This window comes from Alteribacillus sp. HJP-4 (assembly GCF_042139015.1).
Taxonomy (GTDB): domain Bacteria; phylum Bacillota; class Bacilli; order Bacillales; family Marinococcaceae; genus JBHIKY01.
In genome coordinates, this window is record NZ_JBHIKY010000006.1 from 48,035 (window position 1) to 63,721 (window position 15,687).

The 15,687-nt window shown below is 42.1% G+C and carries 19 protein-coding genes; 16 read left to right on the top strand and 3 right to left on the bottom strand.

Going from position 1 to position 15,687, the window contains the following annotated elements; all coding sequences use genetic code 11:
• Positions 1 to 25 precede the first annotated feature (25 nt).
• Together ribH and ACE4RR_RS07105 are read left to right on the top strand one after the other, a co-directional pair.
• A complete protein-coding gene (gene ribH, locus ACE4RR_RS07100) occupies positions 26 to 490 on the top strand; it encodes a 6,7-dimethyl-8-ribityllumazine synthase (RefSeq protein ID WP_375534713.1) in 465 nt (154 codons plus the stop codon).
• A 171-nt stretch (positions 491 to 661) separates the two neighbouring features.
• The gene (locus ACE4RR_RS07105) at positions 662 to 1,030 is read left to right on the top strand and encodes a GNAT family N-acetyltransferase (protein WP_375534714.1); all 369 of its coding nucleotides are present in this window, start codon (positions 662 to 664) and stop codon (positions 1,028 to 1,030) included.
• A 25-nt stretch (positions 1,031 to 1,055) separates the two neighbouring features.
• Here the strand turns inward: ACE4RR_RS07105 and ACE4RR_RS07110 are convergent, their stop codons facing one another.
• On the bottom strand, positions 1,056 to 1,589 hold the full coding sequence (locus ACE4RR_RS07110) for a DUF309 domain-containing protein (RefSeq protein ID WP_375534715.1): 534 nt from the start codon (positions 1,587 to 1,589) through the stop codon (positions 1,056 to 1,058).
• Positions 1,590 to 1,750: 161 nt separating this feature from the next.
• On the opposite strand from ACE4RR_RS07110, the gene ACE4RR_RS07115 reads away from it, so the two are divergent.
• Complete coding sequence (locus ACE4RR_RS07115; RefSeq protein ID WP_375534716.1) at positions 1,751 to 2,506, top strand: segregation/condensation protein A; 756 nt, start codon at positions 1,751 to 1,753, stop codon at positions 2,504 to 2,506.
• The gene (scpB, locus tag ACE4RR_RS07120; RefSeq protein ID WP_375534717.1) at positions 2,499 to 3,089 is read left to right on the top strand and encodes an SMC-Scp complex subunit ScpB; all 591 of its coding nucleotides are present in this window, start codon (positions 2,499 to 2,501) and stop codon (positions 3,087 to 3,089) included. Before ACE4RR_RS07115 ends, scpB begins: the two co-directional genes overlap by 8 nt.
• Here scpB and ACE4RR_RS07125 read toward each other — a convergent pair.
• Both ACE4RR_RS07125 and ACE4RR_RS07130 read right to left on the bottom strand, forming a co-directional pair.
• A complete protein-coding gene (locus tag ACE4RR_RS07125) occupies positions 3,086 to 3,769 on the bottom strand; it encodes a DUF421 domain-containing protein (protein WP_375534718.1) in 684 nt (227 codons plus the stop codon). The two genes, scpB and ACE4RR_RS07125, sit on opposite strands and share 4 nt — an antisense overlap.
• A 397-nt stretch (positions 3,770 to 4,166) precedes the next feature.
• Positions 4,167 to 4,346, bottom strand: a complete 180-nt coding sequence (locus tag ACE4RR_RS07130) for a hypothetical protein (RefSeq protein WP_375534719.1) — start codon at positions 4,344 to 4,346, stop codon at positions 4,167 to 4,169.
• Positions 4,347 to 4,432: 86 nt separating this feature from the next.
• Here ACE4RR_RS07130 and ACE4RR_RS07135 point away from each other — a divergent pair, with 86 nt between their 5' ends.
• From ACE4RR_RS07135 to ACE4RR_RS07190, 12 genes are all read left to right on the top strand, one after another.
• Positions 4,433 to 4,846 carry a YhcN/YlaJ family sporulation lipoprotein gene (locus tag ACE4RR_RS07135; protein WP_375534720.1) on the top strand — a complete coding sequence of 138 codons (414 nt, stop codon included), beginning with the start codon at positions 4,433 to 4,435 and terminating at the stop codon, positions 4,844 to 4,846.
• A 13-nt stretch (positions 4,847 to 4,859) separates the two neighbouring features.
• Positions 4,860 to 5,333 (top strand): stage V sporulation protein AC, encoded by a 474-nt coding sequence (gene spoVAC / locus ACE4RR_RS07140; RefSeq protein ID WP_375534721.1) that lies wholly within the window; start codon positions 4,860 to 4,862, stop codon positions 5,331 to 5,333.
• 2 nt (positions 5,334 to 5,335) lie between these two features.
• Positions 5,336 to 6,352: a stage V sporulation protein AD gene (gene spoVAD, locus ACE4RR_RS07145; protein WP_375534722.1), complete on the top strand. Its 1,017-nt coding sequence runs from the start codon at positions 5,336 to 5,338 to the stop codon at positions 6,350 to 6,352.
• Positions 6,352 to 6,702 (top strand): stage V sporulation protein AE, encoded by a 351-nt coding sequence (gene spoVAE, locus ACE4RR_RS07150; protein ID WP_375534723.1) that lies wholly within the window; start codon positions 6,352 to 6,354, stop codon positions 6,700 to 6,702. The genes spoVAD and spoVAE overlap by 1 nt, the downstream gene beginning before the upstream one ends.
• A 114-nt stretch (positions 6,703 to 6,816) precedes the next feature.
• Positions 6,817 to 7,944, top strand: coding sequence for a D-alanyl-D-alanine carboxypeptidase family protein (locus tag ACE4RR_RS07155; protein ID WP_375534724.1), 1,128 nt, complete (start codon positions 6,817 to 6,819; stop codon positions 7,942 to 7,944).
• Positions 7,941 to 8,537, top strand: coding sequence for a nucleoside recognition domain-containing protein (locus tag ACE4RR_RS07160; RefSeq protein ID WP_375534725.1), 597 nt, complete (start codon positions 7,941 to 7,943; stop codon positions 8,535 to 8,537). The genes ACE4RR_RS07155 and ACE4RR_RS07160 overlap by 4 nt, the downstream gene beginning before the upstream one ends.
• On the top strand, positions 8,534 to 9,064 hold the full coding sequence (locus ACE4RR_RS07165) for a spore maturation protein (RefSeq protein WP_375534726.1): 531 nt from the start codon (positions 8,534 to 8,536) through the stop codon (positions 9,062 to 9,064). The genes ACE4RR_RS07160 and ACE4RR_RS07165 overlap by 4 nt, the downstream gene beginning before the upstream one ends.
• Before the next feature lie 357 nt (positions 9,065 to 9,421).
• Positions 9,422 to 10,144 (top strand): pseudouridine synthase, encoded by a 723-nt coding sequence (locus ACE4RR_RS07170; protein WP_375534727.1) that lies wholly within the window; start codon positions 9,422 to 9,424, stop codon positions 10,142 to 10,144.
• A 106-nt stretch (positions 10,145 to 10,250) separates the two neighbouring features.
• Positions 10,251 to 11,900 (top strand): cytochrome c biogenesis protein ResB, encoded by a 1,650-nt coding sequence (gene resB, locus ACE4RR_RS07175; protein WP_375534728.1) that lies wholly within the window; start codon positions 10,251 to 10,253, stop codon positions 11,898 to 11,900.
• Positions 11,901 to 11,904: 4 nt separating this feature from the next.
• Positions 11,905 to 13,092 (top strand): cytochrome c biogenesis protein CcsA, encoded by a 1,188-nt coding sequence (gene ccsA / locus ACE4RR_RS07180; protein ID WP_375534729.1) that lies wholly within the window; start codon positions 11,905 to 11,907, stop codon positions 13,090 to 13,092.
• Positions 13,093 to 13,183: 91 nt separating this feature from the next.
• Positions 13,184 to 13,900 (top strand): response regulator transcription factor, encoded by a 717-nt coding sequence (locus tag ACE4RR_RS07185; protein WP_375534730.1) that lies wholly within the window; start codon positions 13,184 to 13,186, stop codon positions 13,898 to 13,900.
• On the top strand, positions 13,900 to 15,687 hold the full coding sequence (locus tag ACE4RR_RS07190; protein ID WP_375534731.1) for an ATP-binding protein: 1,788 nt from the start codon (positions 13,900 to 13,902) through the stop codon (positions 15,685 to 15,687). Before ACE4RR_RS07185 ends, ACE4RR_RS07190 begins: the two co-directional genes overlap by 1 nt.

A 15,687-nucleotide genomic window follows, 5' to 3' on the forward strand; every position in this document is an offset into this window, starting at 1 on the left:
AATTGTGAGAAGGAGTTATGTCAGTATGGGCAATGTTTACGAAGGAAATCTAGTTGGAACGGATCTTAGAGTTGGAATTGTTGTCGGCAGATTTAATGAGTTTATAACAAGCAAGCTTCTTGGCGGGGCAGAGGACACCCTGATACGACATGGGGTTAAAAAGGAAGATATTGATACTGCCTGGGTTCCGGGGGCCTTTGAAATTCCATTTGCGGCAAAAAAATTAGCAGAATCAGGAAAATATGATGCGATTATTACGTTAGGGACGGTTATCCGCGGCTCAACACCTCATTTTGATTACGTTTGCGGAGAAGCTGCCAAAGGAGTTGGAGGACTTTCACTGCAGACCGGTGTTCCGGTTATTTTCGGGGTGCTGACCACAAACACTATAGAACAGGCGGTGGAACGTGCCGGTACAAAAGCAGGCAATAAAGGTGCCGAAGCTGCCTCCGCAGCGATTGAGATGGCAAACCTTGATAAATTCTTTTAAAAAGAGTACACTATGAGCATATGAAGAGCATGGCGGTAAAACGTCATGTTTTCCTTATGCTTTCTTTAAATAAAATTAGGCGAAACATTGCGGCTTCAACCGTATACAATGCTAAGGGTGAACGTCATAGGTTCTGCCAATAATTTCTCTTTTTGATGAGGGATGGTTCTAATGTTAATGAAATTTAAATCGGCATATAAGAAAATCGCAATGGGGTTATTATCATATATGCCGGAAGAAAAAGATGTAAAAAAACTGCAGGAAACGATAAAACAGTATGAAGAACATGAGAATTGTCAATTGTACCTATGGAAAGAAGGCGAAGATATCGTCGGAGTAATGGGACTTCATTTTTATGGGGATGGAACGGCTGAATTAAAGCATTTATGTGTGAATCCCTCGTACAGGGAAGAAGGTATCGGTAGAACGATGGTGCAGACGATTAAAGAAAGGCTTGATCTCAGTCTGGTCGGCTGCGATCAAACGAAGGAATTTCTGGAGACTTGTGAAAAGCGGGAAACAGATGAAGTGAATTCTTAATTTAAAAGCTGTCCAGGTTGATTTATTAGCCACCGGACAGCTTTTTTTTCTTTCGTATTAACCTCTGTGCTTCTCGTTCTTCAACCACGTCTGTCCGGTCTCGTAGTATATGGCGGTGAATCAGAAAGCTGTTTGATAAATCACTTTCAGATCTCCATGCCGCCCCAAGTTCCACGCTTTTTCTACAGCAGAGTGTGACGAGGTCTGAATCGGTCAGAGGAATGTTGATGTCCTGGTAGCGCACGCCCCGGTGTATGTCGAGTTTTCGCTGCTGAATCAGCAGAAGCAGTTTTTCTACATCAATAGCAAGCGCTTTTAGAGGCTCTTTCTCTTCGCTGATAATTTTTTCAGCTCTGTTCATCATTCGTTCTGCTCCGACAATATTTTGGCGGCGCTCATGATATAATGCTACTGCAAGCTGAATCAAACCGGCCCAGTGCTTTTTCCTTTCAGAAGGAGGGGCAGCCTTCCAATGATCTTCAAGAATTTCATGGCATTCAAAGTAGTCGCGAACACTGTGAAACTGGACAAGAAAATCGATATAAGCAGTTGGGTACATGAAGCCTTCTCCTTTCAGTTCCATTTATCGAATCAATTGTAACATATATTTTTTTAAATTATCTGCAGCCGGCTCTGGCAGAAGAGGATGAAGCTTGTTATAGTACATAGTGAACATACGAGAAAGTTCTGACAGGCCTGTCTGAAAGAGGGGAGTAAATAATGAACAGATATAATGTGAAAACGGAAGCGTTTGAAGGTCCTCTTGATCTTTTACTCCATCTCATTCATGAAGCAAAGGTTGATATTCAAAATATTCCAGTGGCACCGATCACCAGGCAGTATCTAGAGTATGTTCACGCGATGCAGGAACTCGAGCTTGATGTTGCTAGCGAGTATTTAGTGATGGCTGCCACTCTGCTCGAAATCAAAAGTAATATGCTGCTGCCGGGAGATACAGAGCTTCAGGAAGAATTGCTGCCTGAGGAAATGGAGGAAGACCCGCGCGAAGGCTTAATGGCGAAACTGATAGAGTATCAAAAATATAAACAGGCTGCCGCGGTATTAAAAGATAAAGAAAAAGAAAATAAACGCCATTACACAAAGCCTCCCACGATTATCGAGCAGAATGACCAGGCAGGAAAACTTCCTGAAGGGGTCACTTTAATCGATATGGTGGAAGCCTTCATGAAAATGAAGGAACGAATCAAATACCAGGCACCAAAAACAACTACAGTTCGTTCTGATGAAATAAGTATTGATGAGCGAATGACAGAGATATTATCCACACTTCCTGCAGCAAATGAAAGCAAGCGTTTTTCTGCATTGTTTCCTGTAAAAGAAAAGTCTCATATCGTCATTACATTTTTAGCAATTCTTGAGCTGGTAAAGAATGGAGAAATTATTTGCATTCAATCTGGTAACTTTGATGATTTTACAGTCTGCCGGACAGAGGAGGGAGTAGCGAGAGATGCATGATAAAGAAATAGAGGACATTCTTGAAGCACTTCTTTACGTATGCGGAGACGAAGGTTTGTCTATACAGGATGCAGCGAGAGTTCTCGAACTCACTGAGGATGATGCCTCGAATGTATTATTGAGCTGTAAAGAAACGGCGTTTAATGTAAACAGAGGTTTACAAATAAAGCAGGCAGGCGATCGCTTCTTTTTTATTTCCCATAAGAAAGCTGCACCTTATATTGAGAAGCTTGCAGAAATCCCGGAGCGTTCAGCTCTTTCTCAGGCTGCCTTAGAAACACTGTCCATAGTCGCCTATAATCAGCCTGTAACAAGGACGGAGGTCGACGATATCAGAGGAGTTAAGTCAGAACGAGCAATGCAGACACTTTTGCAGAAAGCCTTAATCGCAGAAGCGGGAAGAGCTCAGAAAACCGGGAGGCCGATCTTATATCAAACGACAAACCGATTCATGGAGTATTTTGGAATTAGCTCATTAGAAGAGCTTCCTGAACTCAGCACGACAGATAATGAAGAAAAAGCAAACGACGCCGATTTATTTTTTGACAGTTTGTCTTTTTCTAATAACGAATCTACTTCTTAATAGGTTTGAAGATACAGCGGGAAGCTGCCGGTCCACTCTGCATAAAGAATTCTGTCAATGGATGGAATGTCATGTTGATATATATCCTGAAGGAGCTCTTCTTTTGATGGTTTAATTTCTTTCAAATTATCTTCCACCCACTCCCCGTCTAATATTACTGCAATAGGAAGAAATTCAGGCGGCGGCAGCTCAGTGAAGACATCTTTTTTCGTCAGGGCTGATGCTTCTGGTGTTTTGATCACACTAATAGAGCCGTTCGCTTCGAGAATGGCGAAATGAACATCCTTCAAAGAAAATACGTCTTTATCCCGTAAAAGGTGCTGAAGCTGATTTAAATCTAACTTATTTTGTTTTAACGAGTCATAATTTAATTTTCCTTCTCGAATAACGATGGACGGACGCCCTTCAAGAAGACTGCGCGTTCGTTTTATTTTTTGGGTGAATTGTTCCACACATGCTATCAGCATAGCCCATAATGTAATAGCAAACAATATATAGACCAAACCTATTTTAGCATCGTAAATGGCATTCCCGACCAATTCTCCGAGCACGAGGGCAGAAATAAAATCAAAAGGTGTCAGCTGGCTGATTTGTGTCTTTCCCAAAATTTTTGTTATTAGCAGCAGTGCAAAGAAGCCAACCGTTAATTCTGCTGATAGCTGGAGCAATTCCGCTGCCATTCTTTTCGCCTCTTTTCCATATCTTATCCTTTCTTATAATGGTCAATTATTCTAAATTTACACAAAAAACCACCTTTCCTTAAGCAGACAGTAAGAAAGGTGGTAATCTAATTTATTTATTAATTTTGTCGAGGCCATTTGGATTTGATGGATTTCGCTGTCTTTGTCCCCTTCTCTTCCGGTAAAAACCTTTTTAAAATGCCCGCTATCAGTCAGCCAGAACGAAAATTTATAAACCGCGTAAGCATCGAAAAAGGCTTCGATATGATTAGTTTTTTCAGCTCCCAGCATCTTGAATAGGTGAATGGGAATAGCCGCTGTCAACTGCTGCATCTTCAATAGTCTGTGGGTGAATAGTTTTCCTCTGTTTATGTACACTGTCGCGAATCTGCCATGCTTACATGAAGATATGATGAATCGTTTCTTCAGCTATCACCTCCGAATTATCTCTTTCCTGTTTATTTTTCAGCAATTCCAACATGAGGTTTTTTTGAAATATTCGATATATCACCACAGTGATAAGTAATACAAATAAAATGGCAGTGATACCAAATATTTTCCAAATAAGTAAATACAATTCTTTTATCCTCCTACTTTAATGACATAAATATGGAATTTCTATTTCATACTAAGAAGGCACAGAGTGATGGAAGGAAGGTAATCATGCTGACAAAACCAACCTGCGTTTCAATAATTGTATTATTTTGTTTTATTTTAACATCCGCCTGCAGCCAGGACAGCACTGCAGCACCAAATGATCAAACTGCTGAACAAGCAATAAAAAAGCTGGAGGAACTGGAACCGGTTACGCATGCTTATGCAGTACATTATAAAAACAAGCTATATGCTGCCGCTGAAGTGAAACAATTGGACCGTTTCAGGTTAAAACCAATCAGCAAAGATGCAGAAGAATTACTGAAAAAAGAATGGAAGAATGAAAAGATAGCATTTTCCACAGACCAAAAAGTAATTTTGGAAATTAATGAACTCAATGAGGACTTGCAAAATAAAAGTCTCGGTGAAAAGAAGATCAATAAACGCCTGAAAAAAATAAAAAGATTCACCAAAAAAATGTAAGGAGGCGAGGTGAATGAATCAAAATCAAAACAAAGAGCAATTTATGAAAACATATCAGTCCCTCTCATCTGAAATGGAGCCCAAACGACCTCTTCTTCGAAATTGTACGATTGCTTTTTTCTTTGGAGGGCTATTGTGCGTATTCGGTCAAGCCATAAAAATGTTTTTCATTTATAATTTTAATTTTAACGAAGAAACAGCCGGCGATCCAACACTAGCTGTACTTATTTTTATTGCTGTCCTGCTAACGGGGTTTGGAGTTTATGACAAAATTGCCCAATTTGCCGGTGCAGGTACAGCCGTTCCAGTGACTGGCTTTGCTAACACCATGGCCAGCGCTGCGATGGAATACCGTACAGAAGGGCTCGTGCTTGGGACGGGAGCGAATATGTTTAAGCTTGCAGGTCCTGTAATCGTATTTGGCACCACTGCAGCGTTTGTCGTGGCGCTCATCAAATATATCTGGAATATTTTCATGGGGGGATAACAATGCTGCAAGGGAAACAATCCTGGGTATTTGAGAATACCCCTGTAATAACAGCCGCCGGCACCGCGGGAGGGCCATTTGAAGCAGAGGGAAGACTCACAAGTGATTTTGATTATTTTTTCGATGACTTATGGATGGAAGAGAAAAGCTTTGAAAAAGCGCAAAAGCGTTTGTTTGAAAAAGCCTGTGAGACAGCCATTACAAAGTCCGGCCTTAAGGAAAGTGATATACAATTTGTTCTATGCGGAGATTTGATCAATCAAATGACGTCTTCGAGCTTTGCCTGCCGTACATTATCTATCCCATATATTGGATTATTTGGGGCATGCTCTACGTCGATGGAAGGTCTTGCGCTAGCAGGCTTCATCATTAACAATAATGGAGCGGATTATGTGTTGACAGGCACTTCAAGTCATAATGCAGCGACTGAAAAGCAATTCCGCTACCCAACGGAATACGGTTCTCAAAAACCACCGACTTCTCAATGGACAGCAACAGCAGCCGGCGCGGTGATTGTCTCCAAAAATGGAACTGGACCTTCAGTGACTGCAGCAACCGTCGGCAAAGTAATTGATATGGGATTAAAGGATCCATTCAATATGGGAGGTGCGATGGCACCTGCAGCAGCGGACACAATCGAAGCCCACTTTAATGACTTAAATCGCGGACCGGATGATTATGATCTAATAATTACCGGTGACTTAGGAAAAGTGGGGAATTCTATCTGCCAGGAATTGTTAAAGGAAAAGGGTTATCAGGTATCCGAGAAAAAATTTAACGACTGCGGTATGCTGCTTTACAATGAAGATCAGCCAGTACAGGCTGGAGCAAGCGGCACTGGATGCTCTGCTTCGGTCGTTTACGGACATATATTGAATCGTCTTAAAAACCGTGAATTGAATAAAATACTGGTTGTTGCAACTGGCGCATTGCTAAGTCCCCTCTCCTATCAACAGAAAGAATCGATTCCATGTATTGCTCATGCAGTCGTAATAGAAAATAAAGGGGAGGTACGATAATGACGTTTTTATGGGCTTTTCTTATCGGTGGTGCGATTTGTGTTATCGGGCAGCTGATGATGGATGTTATCAAACTGACACCTGCACATACTATGACAGCGCTGGTGGTAGCTGGGGCAATTTTAGATGGGCTGGGGTTATATGAACCACTTATTGACTTTGCCGGCGCCGGTGCCACTGTTCCGATTACAAGCTTTGGTAATGCGCTTGTGCACGGAGCCATGTCAGAGGCGGAAAAACATGGAATTATCGGAATTATAGGCGGCATTTTTGAAGTAACGAGTGCAGGTATCTCTGCTGCCATTATATTTTCATTTTTTGCAGCTTTATGCTTTAAACCAAAAGGATAGCTTGCAGCGCCGAAAATGGTACAATGTACTGTTTTCGGTTTTTTTATCATAAGAATAAGGCCTGTACATAGATTTAGATAACAGCACATAAATTTTTGAAAGCCGGGGTGGCTCATGAAAATTTCTATCTTTTTATTCAGCTTTTTATTATGCTTTTTATCAATTGTTACGGACGTAAGAGCTGCCGCCCCGCCGGCAATTGAAACTTCTGCTCAGCAGGCGGTTTTAATGGAGCAGGACAGCGGCAGAGTTCTGTATGCAAAAAATGAACACGAACCTCAAAAAATTGCAAGCATCACGAAAATTATGACAGCCCTGCTTGCGATCGAATCGGGGAAAATGAAAGAAACTGTAGAAGTTAGTAACAATGCCTCAGGAGTAGAAGGCTCATCCTTATATTTAAAACCAGGGGAGAAAATACAATTAAAAGATTTAACCTACGGGCTTATGCTTCGTTCAGGGAATGATGCTGCTGCAGCTATAGCTGAACACGTCGGTGGAAGTATGGATGGTTTTATATACATGATGAATGAAAAAGCCAGTGAACTTGGTATGAATAATACTCAATTTACTAATCCTCATGGGCTTGATGATGGTGATCAGCATTACTCATCTGCATATGACATGGCTCTGCTCATGCAATATGCGATGAATAATAAAACGTTTCGTGAAATTTCAGGGACGGAATCGTACAGAGCACCACAAGAGGGAGAAGAGTGGGACAGAATATGGAATAATAAAAATAAACTTTTGACTTCTTTATATGAATATTGTACGGGAGGAAAAACAGGGTATACGAAAAGTGCGGGAAGGACTCTGGTGACAACAGCAGAAAAAGATGGTCTATCTCTTATTGCAGTCACCTTGGATGCTCCCTCTGACTGGAACGATCATACCTCCATGTTTGAATGGGCGTTTGAGCACGTAAAAAAGCAAGAATTAGCTAGTGAAAATGAAAAAATTACAATCGGGAGCACTGAATACACCGGGACGTTATACCTGCCTTATACCTTGACATATCCAGTTATTTCAGATGGAAATGAAACTTTTAAGCGCAAAATGTCTGTAAGCCGTGAATTTATGGAAAAAACAGACGCTGGTGCCGTTGGAGAAATGAAATGGTATCTGAATGAAGAACAGATCCACTCAATGCCAATTATGTATGAACCAGAAATAAAAGAAAATAATGGGTTTTGGAAAAAGCTGCTTCCTTTCTTCGTCAAAGGGGGAGACGCTGCATGATTCACGCGATCTGGCTTGGGATGTTTATCATCGGAATTGTGACAGCCATGTTCACAGGACGTATGGAAGAAGTGTCGCAGGCTATTTTGACTGGAGCTGAAAAATCTGTCACGATCTGCTTTGGATTAATCAGCGTTATGGTATTTTGGCTCGGTACGATGAATGTAGCCCAAAAAAGCGGGTTAATGAATGGGATAACGAAGCTGATGAAGCCACTGGCCACAAGGCTTTTCCCGGAAATCCCCGCCGATCACCCCGCCATGGGCTATATCTTATCGAATATGACGGCGAATATGATGGGGCTCGGGAATGCAGCTACTCCGCTCGGAATTAAGGCCATGAAAGAAATGAAGGAAATCGACAACGTAACTGACAGGCCGAGTCGGTCTATGGTTACTTTTCTTGCAATAAACACAGCAAGTCTCACATTGATACCAACCACAGTAATTGCTGTGCGGATGAATTACGGATCGGCGGCCCCCGCTGAAATTGTCGGCACAACAATTCTTGCCACTGCGTGTTCTACCGTTGCAGCAATTAGCATTGACCGCTTTTTTTATTATAGAAGAATAAAAAGAGAGATGCGGATATGACTGGCATCGCAACCTTTTCGCAGTGGCTCATTCCAATGTTACTACTGATTGTTTTTGTACATGCGGCAATTCGCAGGGTCTCTGCCTATGAAAGCTTTGTAGAGGGAGGAAAAGATGGATTTCAAATAGCAGTCTCTCTCATTCCTTATCTGGTCGGCATGTTTACCGCAATATCTGTATTCCGGGCCTCTGGTGCAATGGAATTGTTAATAAGCGCGGTGAACCCGCTGCTTTCTTTTGTGGGAATTCCATCAGAAATAGTACCTCTGGCATTGCTGAGACCCATATCGGGAACCGGCGCACTTGGAATGATGAGTGATATGTTTGCCTCTTACGGTCCGGATTCATTTATCGGCCGACTGGCTTCCACGATGCAGGGGAGCACTGATACCACCCTATATGTGTTAACCGTGTATTTCGGCGCTGTCGGAATACGTCATGCAGGTGATGCTTTAAAGGTAGGTCTGCTGGCAGATGCAGCAGGTATTATTGCATCCATCATTATCGTCAGCCTTGTATTTGCATAATCGATGGAGAAAGCCATCATTTATTGTTGTTTTCGAAAAATAACCGCTCGCTTTCCATGGGCGCCGCCTCAGCTCCCCAATCGTCAAGTTCAGGAAGGGAGATAACCGGAGAGGCCAATGGGAAGTTGGTCTAGTTTAGCAATGACGCTTCCCCGTCCCATTTGGATGTCCAGGTTGTAGCGAAATGTTTTGACGGAGCTGATTACAAAAGTTCATAGGTCACAAGCAGTCCAGACTGATTCAGTAGAATCGTCTGGATTTTGCAATAAATAATTTACTTTTGTTACGGTCTCGATTTTCTCCTCAAACTTGTGAATTAAAACTCTAATGAGTATGATGGACAATGAGGTGAAGGAAATGGAAAGATTGCAAAAGGTTATAGCCCATGCCGGAGTCACATCACGCCGTAAAGCGGAAGAGTTTATAAAAGAAGGAAGAGTTCAGGTAAATGGAAAGGTTGTCAAAGAGCTGGGGACCAAAGTTTCTCCTCAGAACGATACAATCGAAGTAGACGGCGTTCCAGTAGATAAGGAACAGCCTGTTTATTTTTTGCTTTATAAACCGAGGCAGGTCATATCAGCTGTAAGCGATGACAAACAAAGAAAGGTAGTGACCGACTTTTTTGAAGATGTCGCAGAGCGGATTTTTCCAATCGGCCGTCTTGATTATGATACGTCGGGATTGATTTTACTTACCAATGATGGGGAGTTTGCCAATAAAATGATGCATCCGGCAAGTAAAATACAGAAAACTTATATTGCGAAAGTAGAAGGCAAACCGGATAAGCAATTATTAAAAAAGCTGGAAAAAGGTATTGAAATCGACGGAAGAAAAACCGCTCCTGCAAAAGTGAAGATAAATTCCGCAAACAGAAAAACGAATTCTTCCATCGTGGAAATAATGATTCACGAAGGGAGAAATCAACAGGTACGGAAGATGTTTGAACACATTGGACATCCAGTGATTAAACTAAAACGTGAGAAATATGCTTTCCTTACACTGGAAAATCTTCATCCGGGGGAGTCCAGACCGTTAAAGCCAATTGAAATTAAAAAATTAAAAGACGCTGCTGTCACATAAGTGTCATAAAAACGAGTCTGCAAACGAATACAGTCTAGCGTTATAATTAAGATATACTGGGGAAAAATGCTAGCATAGGAAGTAAAGGCAGCAATGAGGTGTTCGAATGAAAATAGTGAAGTGCGAATGCGGCCATGAAAATCCTTATGGAACACATTTATGTGAATCCTGCGGAAACCCGCTTATTGAAAAAGATAAAAAAGCTGCCATCGTAGACATGCGTTATGAAGGTGTGGCGCGACGTTCCCAAACGTACAACAAATCAATAGTTGATAAGATATGGAATTTCTTTTCTTCCGTAAAGGTTGGTATATGGATCATTGTCCTGACGCTGATCGCTTCCTCCATTGGAACGATTTTTCCTCAGGAAATGTATATTCCAAATAATGTGAACGCAGCAGAGCACTATCAGGATGAGTACGGACTCGCGGGGCAGCTGTATTATACGCTTGGCTTTCATAATTTATATGGGTCATGGTGGTATATGGCTTTAATTGCGTCTCTGGGCATCTCTCTTATTATTGCAAGCATTGACCGTGTCGTCCCGCTATACCGGGCTTTGAAAATGCAGCGGGTCACAAGAAATGAAGGTTTTTTAAAAAGACAGCGGTTGTTCGGTAAACACACGGTTAGTAATCAGGAGGAGCTTGTAAATAAAGCAGGCGCTGTACTTAAAAAGAAAAAATATAACATACGTGAAGAAAATGGAAATCTTGTTGCGGAAAAAGGACGTTTTGCCCGCTGGGGGCCTTATATTAACCACGTCGGCCTTATAATATTTCTTAGTGGCGCCATGCTGCGTTTTTTTCCGGGTATGTATATAGATGATCTTGTCTGGGTACGAGAAGGAGAACGAGAAGTAGTGCCTGGCACTGATGGCCAGTATTACGTAGAAAACAATGAATTCACTGTGGAAATGTACGATGAAAATGATGAAACATTTGGGCCGGCAATGCAGCGTGCAGGCGGTCCGCAGGTGAAATCCTACCGGACGGACGCCATTTTATACGAACGTACCGGCGAAGGTCCAGCCGGAGTGGACCCGGAAGTAGAAGAAATAAACGAAAAAGATATTACTGTTAATAATCCATTGCGGTTTGATGGTTTTTCCTTATACCAGATGGATTACAAACTGAACGAGCTCAATCAAATGTCGTTTACGATGGATAATAGGGAGACTGGAGAAAGCGTAGGAGAACTGACCATTGATTTATTTGATCCACAGAGTGAATATGAACTCGAGAACGGCTACAAAGTAATAGTTGATTCGTATTTTCCTAATTTTGAATTTGATGACGACGGGGAACCTTCGACTATTTCGAGCATCCCGGACAATCCTGCCTTCATATTTCAAATGATATCACCGGAGCATCCTGATGAGGGTGAATACAGCTTTGTCGGTATACAGCGTAATCAGGATGTGTTTCGAGAAAACGATTATCAAATGACTTTTAACGGTGTTGAAACAAAAGATGTCACCGCCTTAACAGTTAGAAAAGATATGACGCTGCCGTTTATTATAGTCGGCGGTGTGATATTTATGATCGGCTTAATTCAAGGATCCTATTGGTCGCACCGCCGAATATGGATTCAACGCATCGGTGATGAAATCTGGCTTTCCGGCCATGCAAATAAACATTGGGAAACGTTAAAAAAAGATTTTCGATATTTATCGGAACAGACAGGATTACCAGAGCCTGCAGATCAATCTGGATTGAAAGCGGATAGTGATAACAAGAAAGAACAGGAGGGATGAAAACATGGAAGCATGGAGTGGTAATTTACTGCTGACAGCATTTTTCTGTTATTTAGCAGCTACCATTTTCTTTTCGGTGTCTGTCACCGGAAAAAAATGGCGCGATAAACAGGGAGAAATGACCGGTAACCGCTGGGGAAGAATAGGATTCGGCTTTGCGATTTTCGGGTTTGTTCTTGCGGCAGGTTACTTTATAACAAGATGGATGGTAGCCGGACATGCCCCGGTCAGCAATATGTTTGAATATACGACCTTTTTAGGTATTGCGCTGGGGTTTGCTTTTTTAATTCTGTATTTTATCTATAGAACTGATGTACTTGGAATGTTTGCCATGCCGGTAGTTATGCTGATCATTGCTTATGCATCAATTTTTCCTACGGAAGTGGAACCATTGATTCCAGCGCTGCAGAGTAATTGGCTGAAGATTCACGTGACCACCACAGCCCTGGGGCAGGGGATCTTGTCTGTCGGATTTGTTGCGGGCCTGATCTATCTAATCAGAACGGTTGACTTTTCAAAGAAAGGAAAGCAGATTTTCTGGCTGGAATTCATTATGTACAGCATCATCAGTTTATTTGGTTTTATTCTGATTCGTTATATTTTTGGAATGTTTAATTACGAAGCAAGATTTGAATACGTGGATGAAACAGGAGAAGGAGCCGAGATGCTTTACCAGCTCCCTGCTCTGATTGGTCCACATGAAGGTGAACTTACGAGCTCTGGGACAATGGAACCTTTATTCAGTCTTCCTGCATGGATAAGAAGTGATGATACCAATACAGTTATTTGGGCATTAATAACAGGAGTAGTCCTCTATCTGCTGCTGCGATTGATTTTTAGAAAGCCGGTCAGCGGTTCTCTGCAGCCTCTGCTTCGAGGAATTAATCCGGACACAGTAGATGAAGTAAGCTACCGTGCAATTGCAATCGGGTTTCCAGTATTTACATTAGGCGGATTAATCTTTGCGATGATTTGGGCGCAGATTGCCTGGACAAGATTCTGGGGCTGGGATCCTAAGGAAGTCTGGGCATTAATTACGTTTTTATTTTATGCCGCGTATTTACATTTGAGGCTCTCCAGAGGCTGGCATGGTGAAAAATCAGCCTGGCTTTGTGTAATCGGCTTCGCTATTATAATGTTTAACCTGGTGTTTGTTAACCTCGTTATCGCTGGACTGCATTCATATGCATAAAACACGGCTGTTCCTGAAGGGGACAGCCGCTTTTCAAAAATGGTAAACTATTCATAAGATCAGAAAAAGACTCTCGGGAGGATGTTCTCTTATGTCAACTGATGCAAAAATTCTCGTGGTAGATGATGAAGAACGAATTCGAAGGCTGTTAAAAATGTATCTAGAAAGAGAAGAATACGATGTGATGGAAGCAGAGAACGGAGAAGAGGCACTCGATCTCGCTCTTCATCATGAATTCGATGTAATTCTACTTGATTTAATGCTTCCAGGGATGGACGGAATAGAAGTCTGTCAAGAACTCCGTAAAGCAAAAGCCACCCCAGTTATTATGCTTACAGCAAAAGGAGAAGAAGCAAACAGGGTCCAGGGTTTTGAAGTGGGAACTGATGATTATATTGTGAAGCCATTTAGTCCGAGAGAAGTAATTCTGCGTGTAAAGGCTCTTTTAAGAAGAGCTTCTTCTACGAAATTTTTACAGACGGAGACACAGGCAAAGGATATTCTCGTCTTTCCACATTTGACAATTGATAATGACGCCCACAGAGTGACCGTCGATAACGATATCATTGGGCTGACCCCGAAGGAATATGAATTGCTGCTGTATTTAGCGCAATCTCCTGATAAAGTTTTTTCAAGAGAACAGCTCTTAAAAGATGTCTGGAATTATGATTTCTTTGGAGATCTGCGCACTGTGGATACGCATATTAAACGGCTGCGCGAAAAACTGAGTCGTGTTTCCGAAGACGCAGCAGACATGATTTCGACAGTCTGGGGTGTAGGTTATAAATTTGAGGCAGCTGCAAAGTAATGCTGTGGCGGAGTGTTGTAGGGAAGCTTTGGTTTACGATTCTATTATTAGTTTCTGTGGTTCTGCTCATTCTTACGGTATTACTTCTGCAGTTCTTTGAAAGGTTTCATATAACGCAGGCAGAAGAACAGCTCACTAACCATGCAAATGTAATTGTGTCGGTGCTGGAGGAAAATGAAAACACCGACGAAGCATTAAACACCGTAGAACGTATTGCGGGATCTTATAATACAAATGTAGCACTCTATCAAGGGGATAATGCCTGGAAGTCCTCTACAAATACGCGTGGAGCGATTGAACTTCCACTCTCGCTTTTTCCAGAAGACGAACAGCTTCAGAAAGTTCTCGAAAACCGGGAACAAGTGATTACACATGGTGACTTTCCTATTACGGAAAATGGCGAGGAAGTGCATAATGAAATATTTGTCGTAGGTATGCCATTTGAGATGACAAACGGAGAGGAAGGCGCGCTCTATTTGTATCAGTCCCTGGCTGTGATTGAGGATACTACGGGGCAGACAAAACAGATAATTCTGCTTTCAGCAGGCATTGCCATCATACTCACGACAGTCTTTGCCTTTTTTTTATCGACACGAATTACAGCGCCGCTCCGAAAGATGCGGCAGCTGGCTCTTGATGTGGCAAAAGGGGACTTTGAAACGAAGGTACCCATTTTAACGAACGATGAAATCGGACAGCTGGGCAACGCCTTTAATCGCATGGGAAGAGAATTAAATCATAACATTCAAGCATTAAATCAAGAAAAAGAGCAGCTCTCGCTGATTTTGAGCAGTATGGCCGATGGAGTCATTACGATGGATAGAAGAGGCAGCATTATTGTAACAAATCCACCTGCTGACAGATTTTTGCAATCTTCTTATTTTGAAAATAATGACATGGAAGCTTCAAATGAACTGCCCGAAGGATTAAAGAATTTATTTAAGCAGGTTGTCTCTACTGAGCAGGAGCAGTTAAATGAAGTTGATATTCAAGGGAGAAGCTATGCTGTGCTTATGACTCCGCTTTATGATAATCATTTTGTAAGGGGAGTCGTTGCCGTAATCCGCGATATGACGGAAGAACGCCAGCACGATAAACTGCGGAAAGATTTTATAGCAAATGTATCACATGAGCTTCGGACGCCAATATCTATGCTTCAGGGGTACAGCGAAGCAATTATTGATGATATTGCCGCCACGGAGGAAGACAAAAAAGAGATAGGGAAAATTATTTATGATGAATCAATGCGGATGGGCAGGCTGGTAAATGAACTGCTCGATCTAGCCCGTATGGAAGCAGGATTCATTCAACTTAACAAAGAGCTGGTGGATATCTTTCTGCTTAGTGAAAAAATCCATAAAAAATTCCAGGGGCTTGCCAGAGAAGCAGAGGTTGGTTTAAAGATCGTCAAAGATGGCACTCAACCAATGATCGTACTCGACCCAGACCGTTATGAACAAGTGGTCACCAATCTAATTCATAATGCAATTCGGCACACAGAGCCTGGTGGAACTGTTACTTTATACGTGATCACATTCCCTGAAGGTATTCGGATTAAAGTTGAAGACACCGGATCCGGAATTCCGGAAGAAGATCTTCCCTATGTATTTGAGCGGTTTTATAAAGCAGATAAAGCGCGGACGAGAGGAAGAGCAGGGGGGACCGGTCTTGGACTGGCGATCGCAAAAAATATTGTTGAAGCGCATGATGGAGAAATATCTGTACACAGCAGGCTGAAGGAAGGCACTACCTTTCATTTCTTCTTGCCTGCGGAACGCAACGGATGA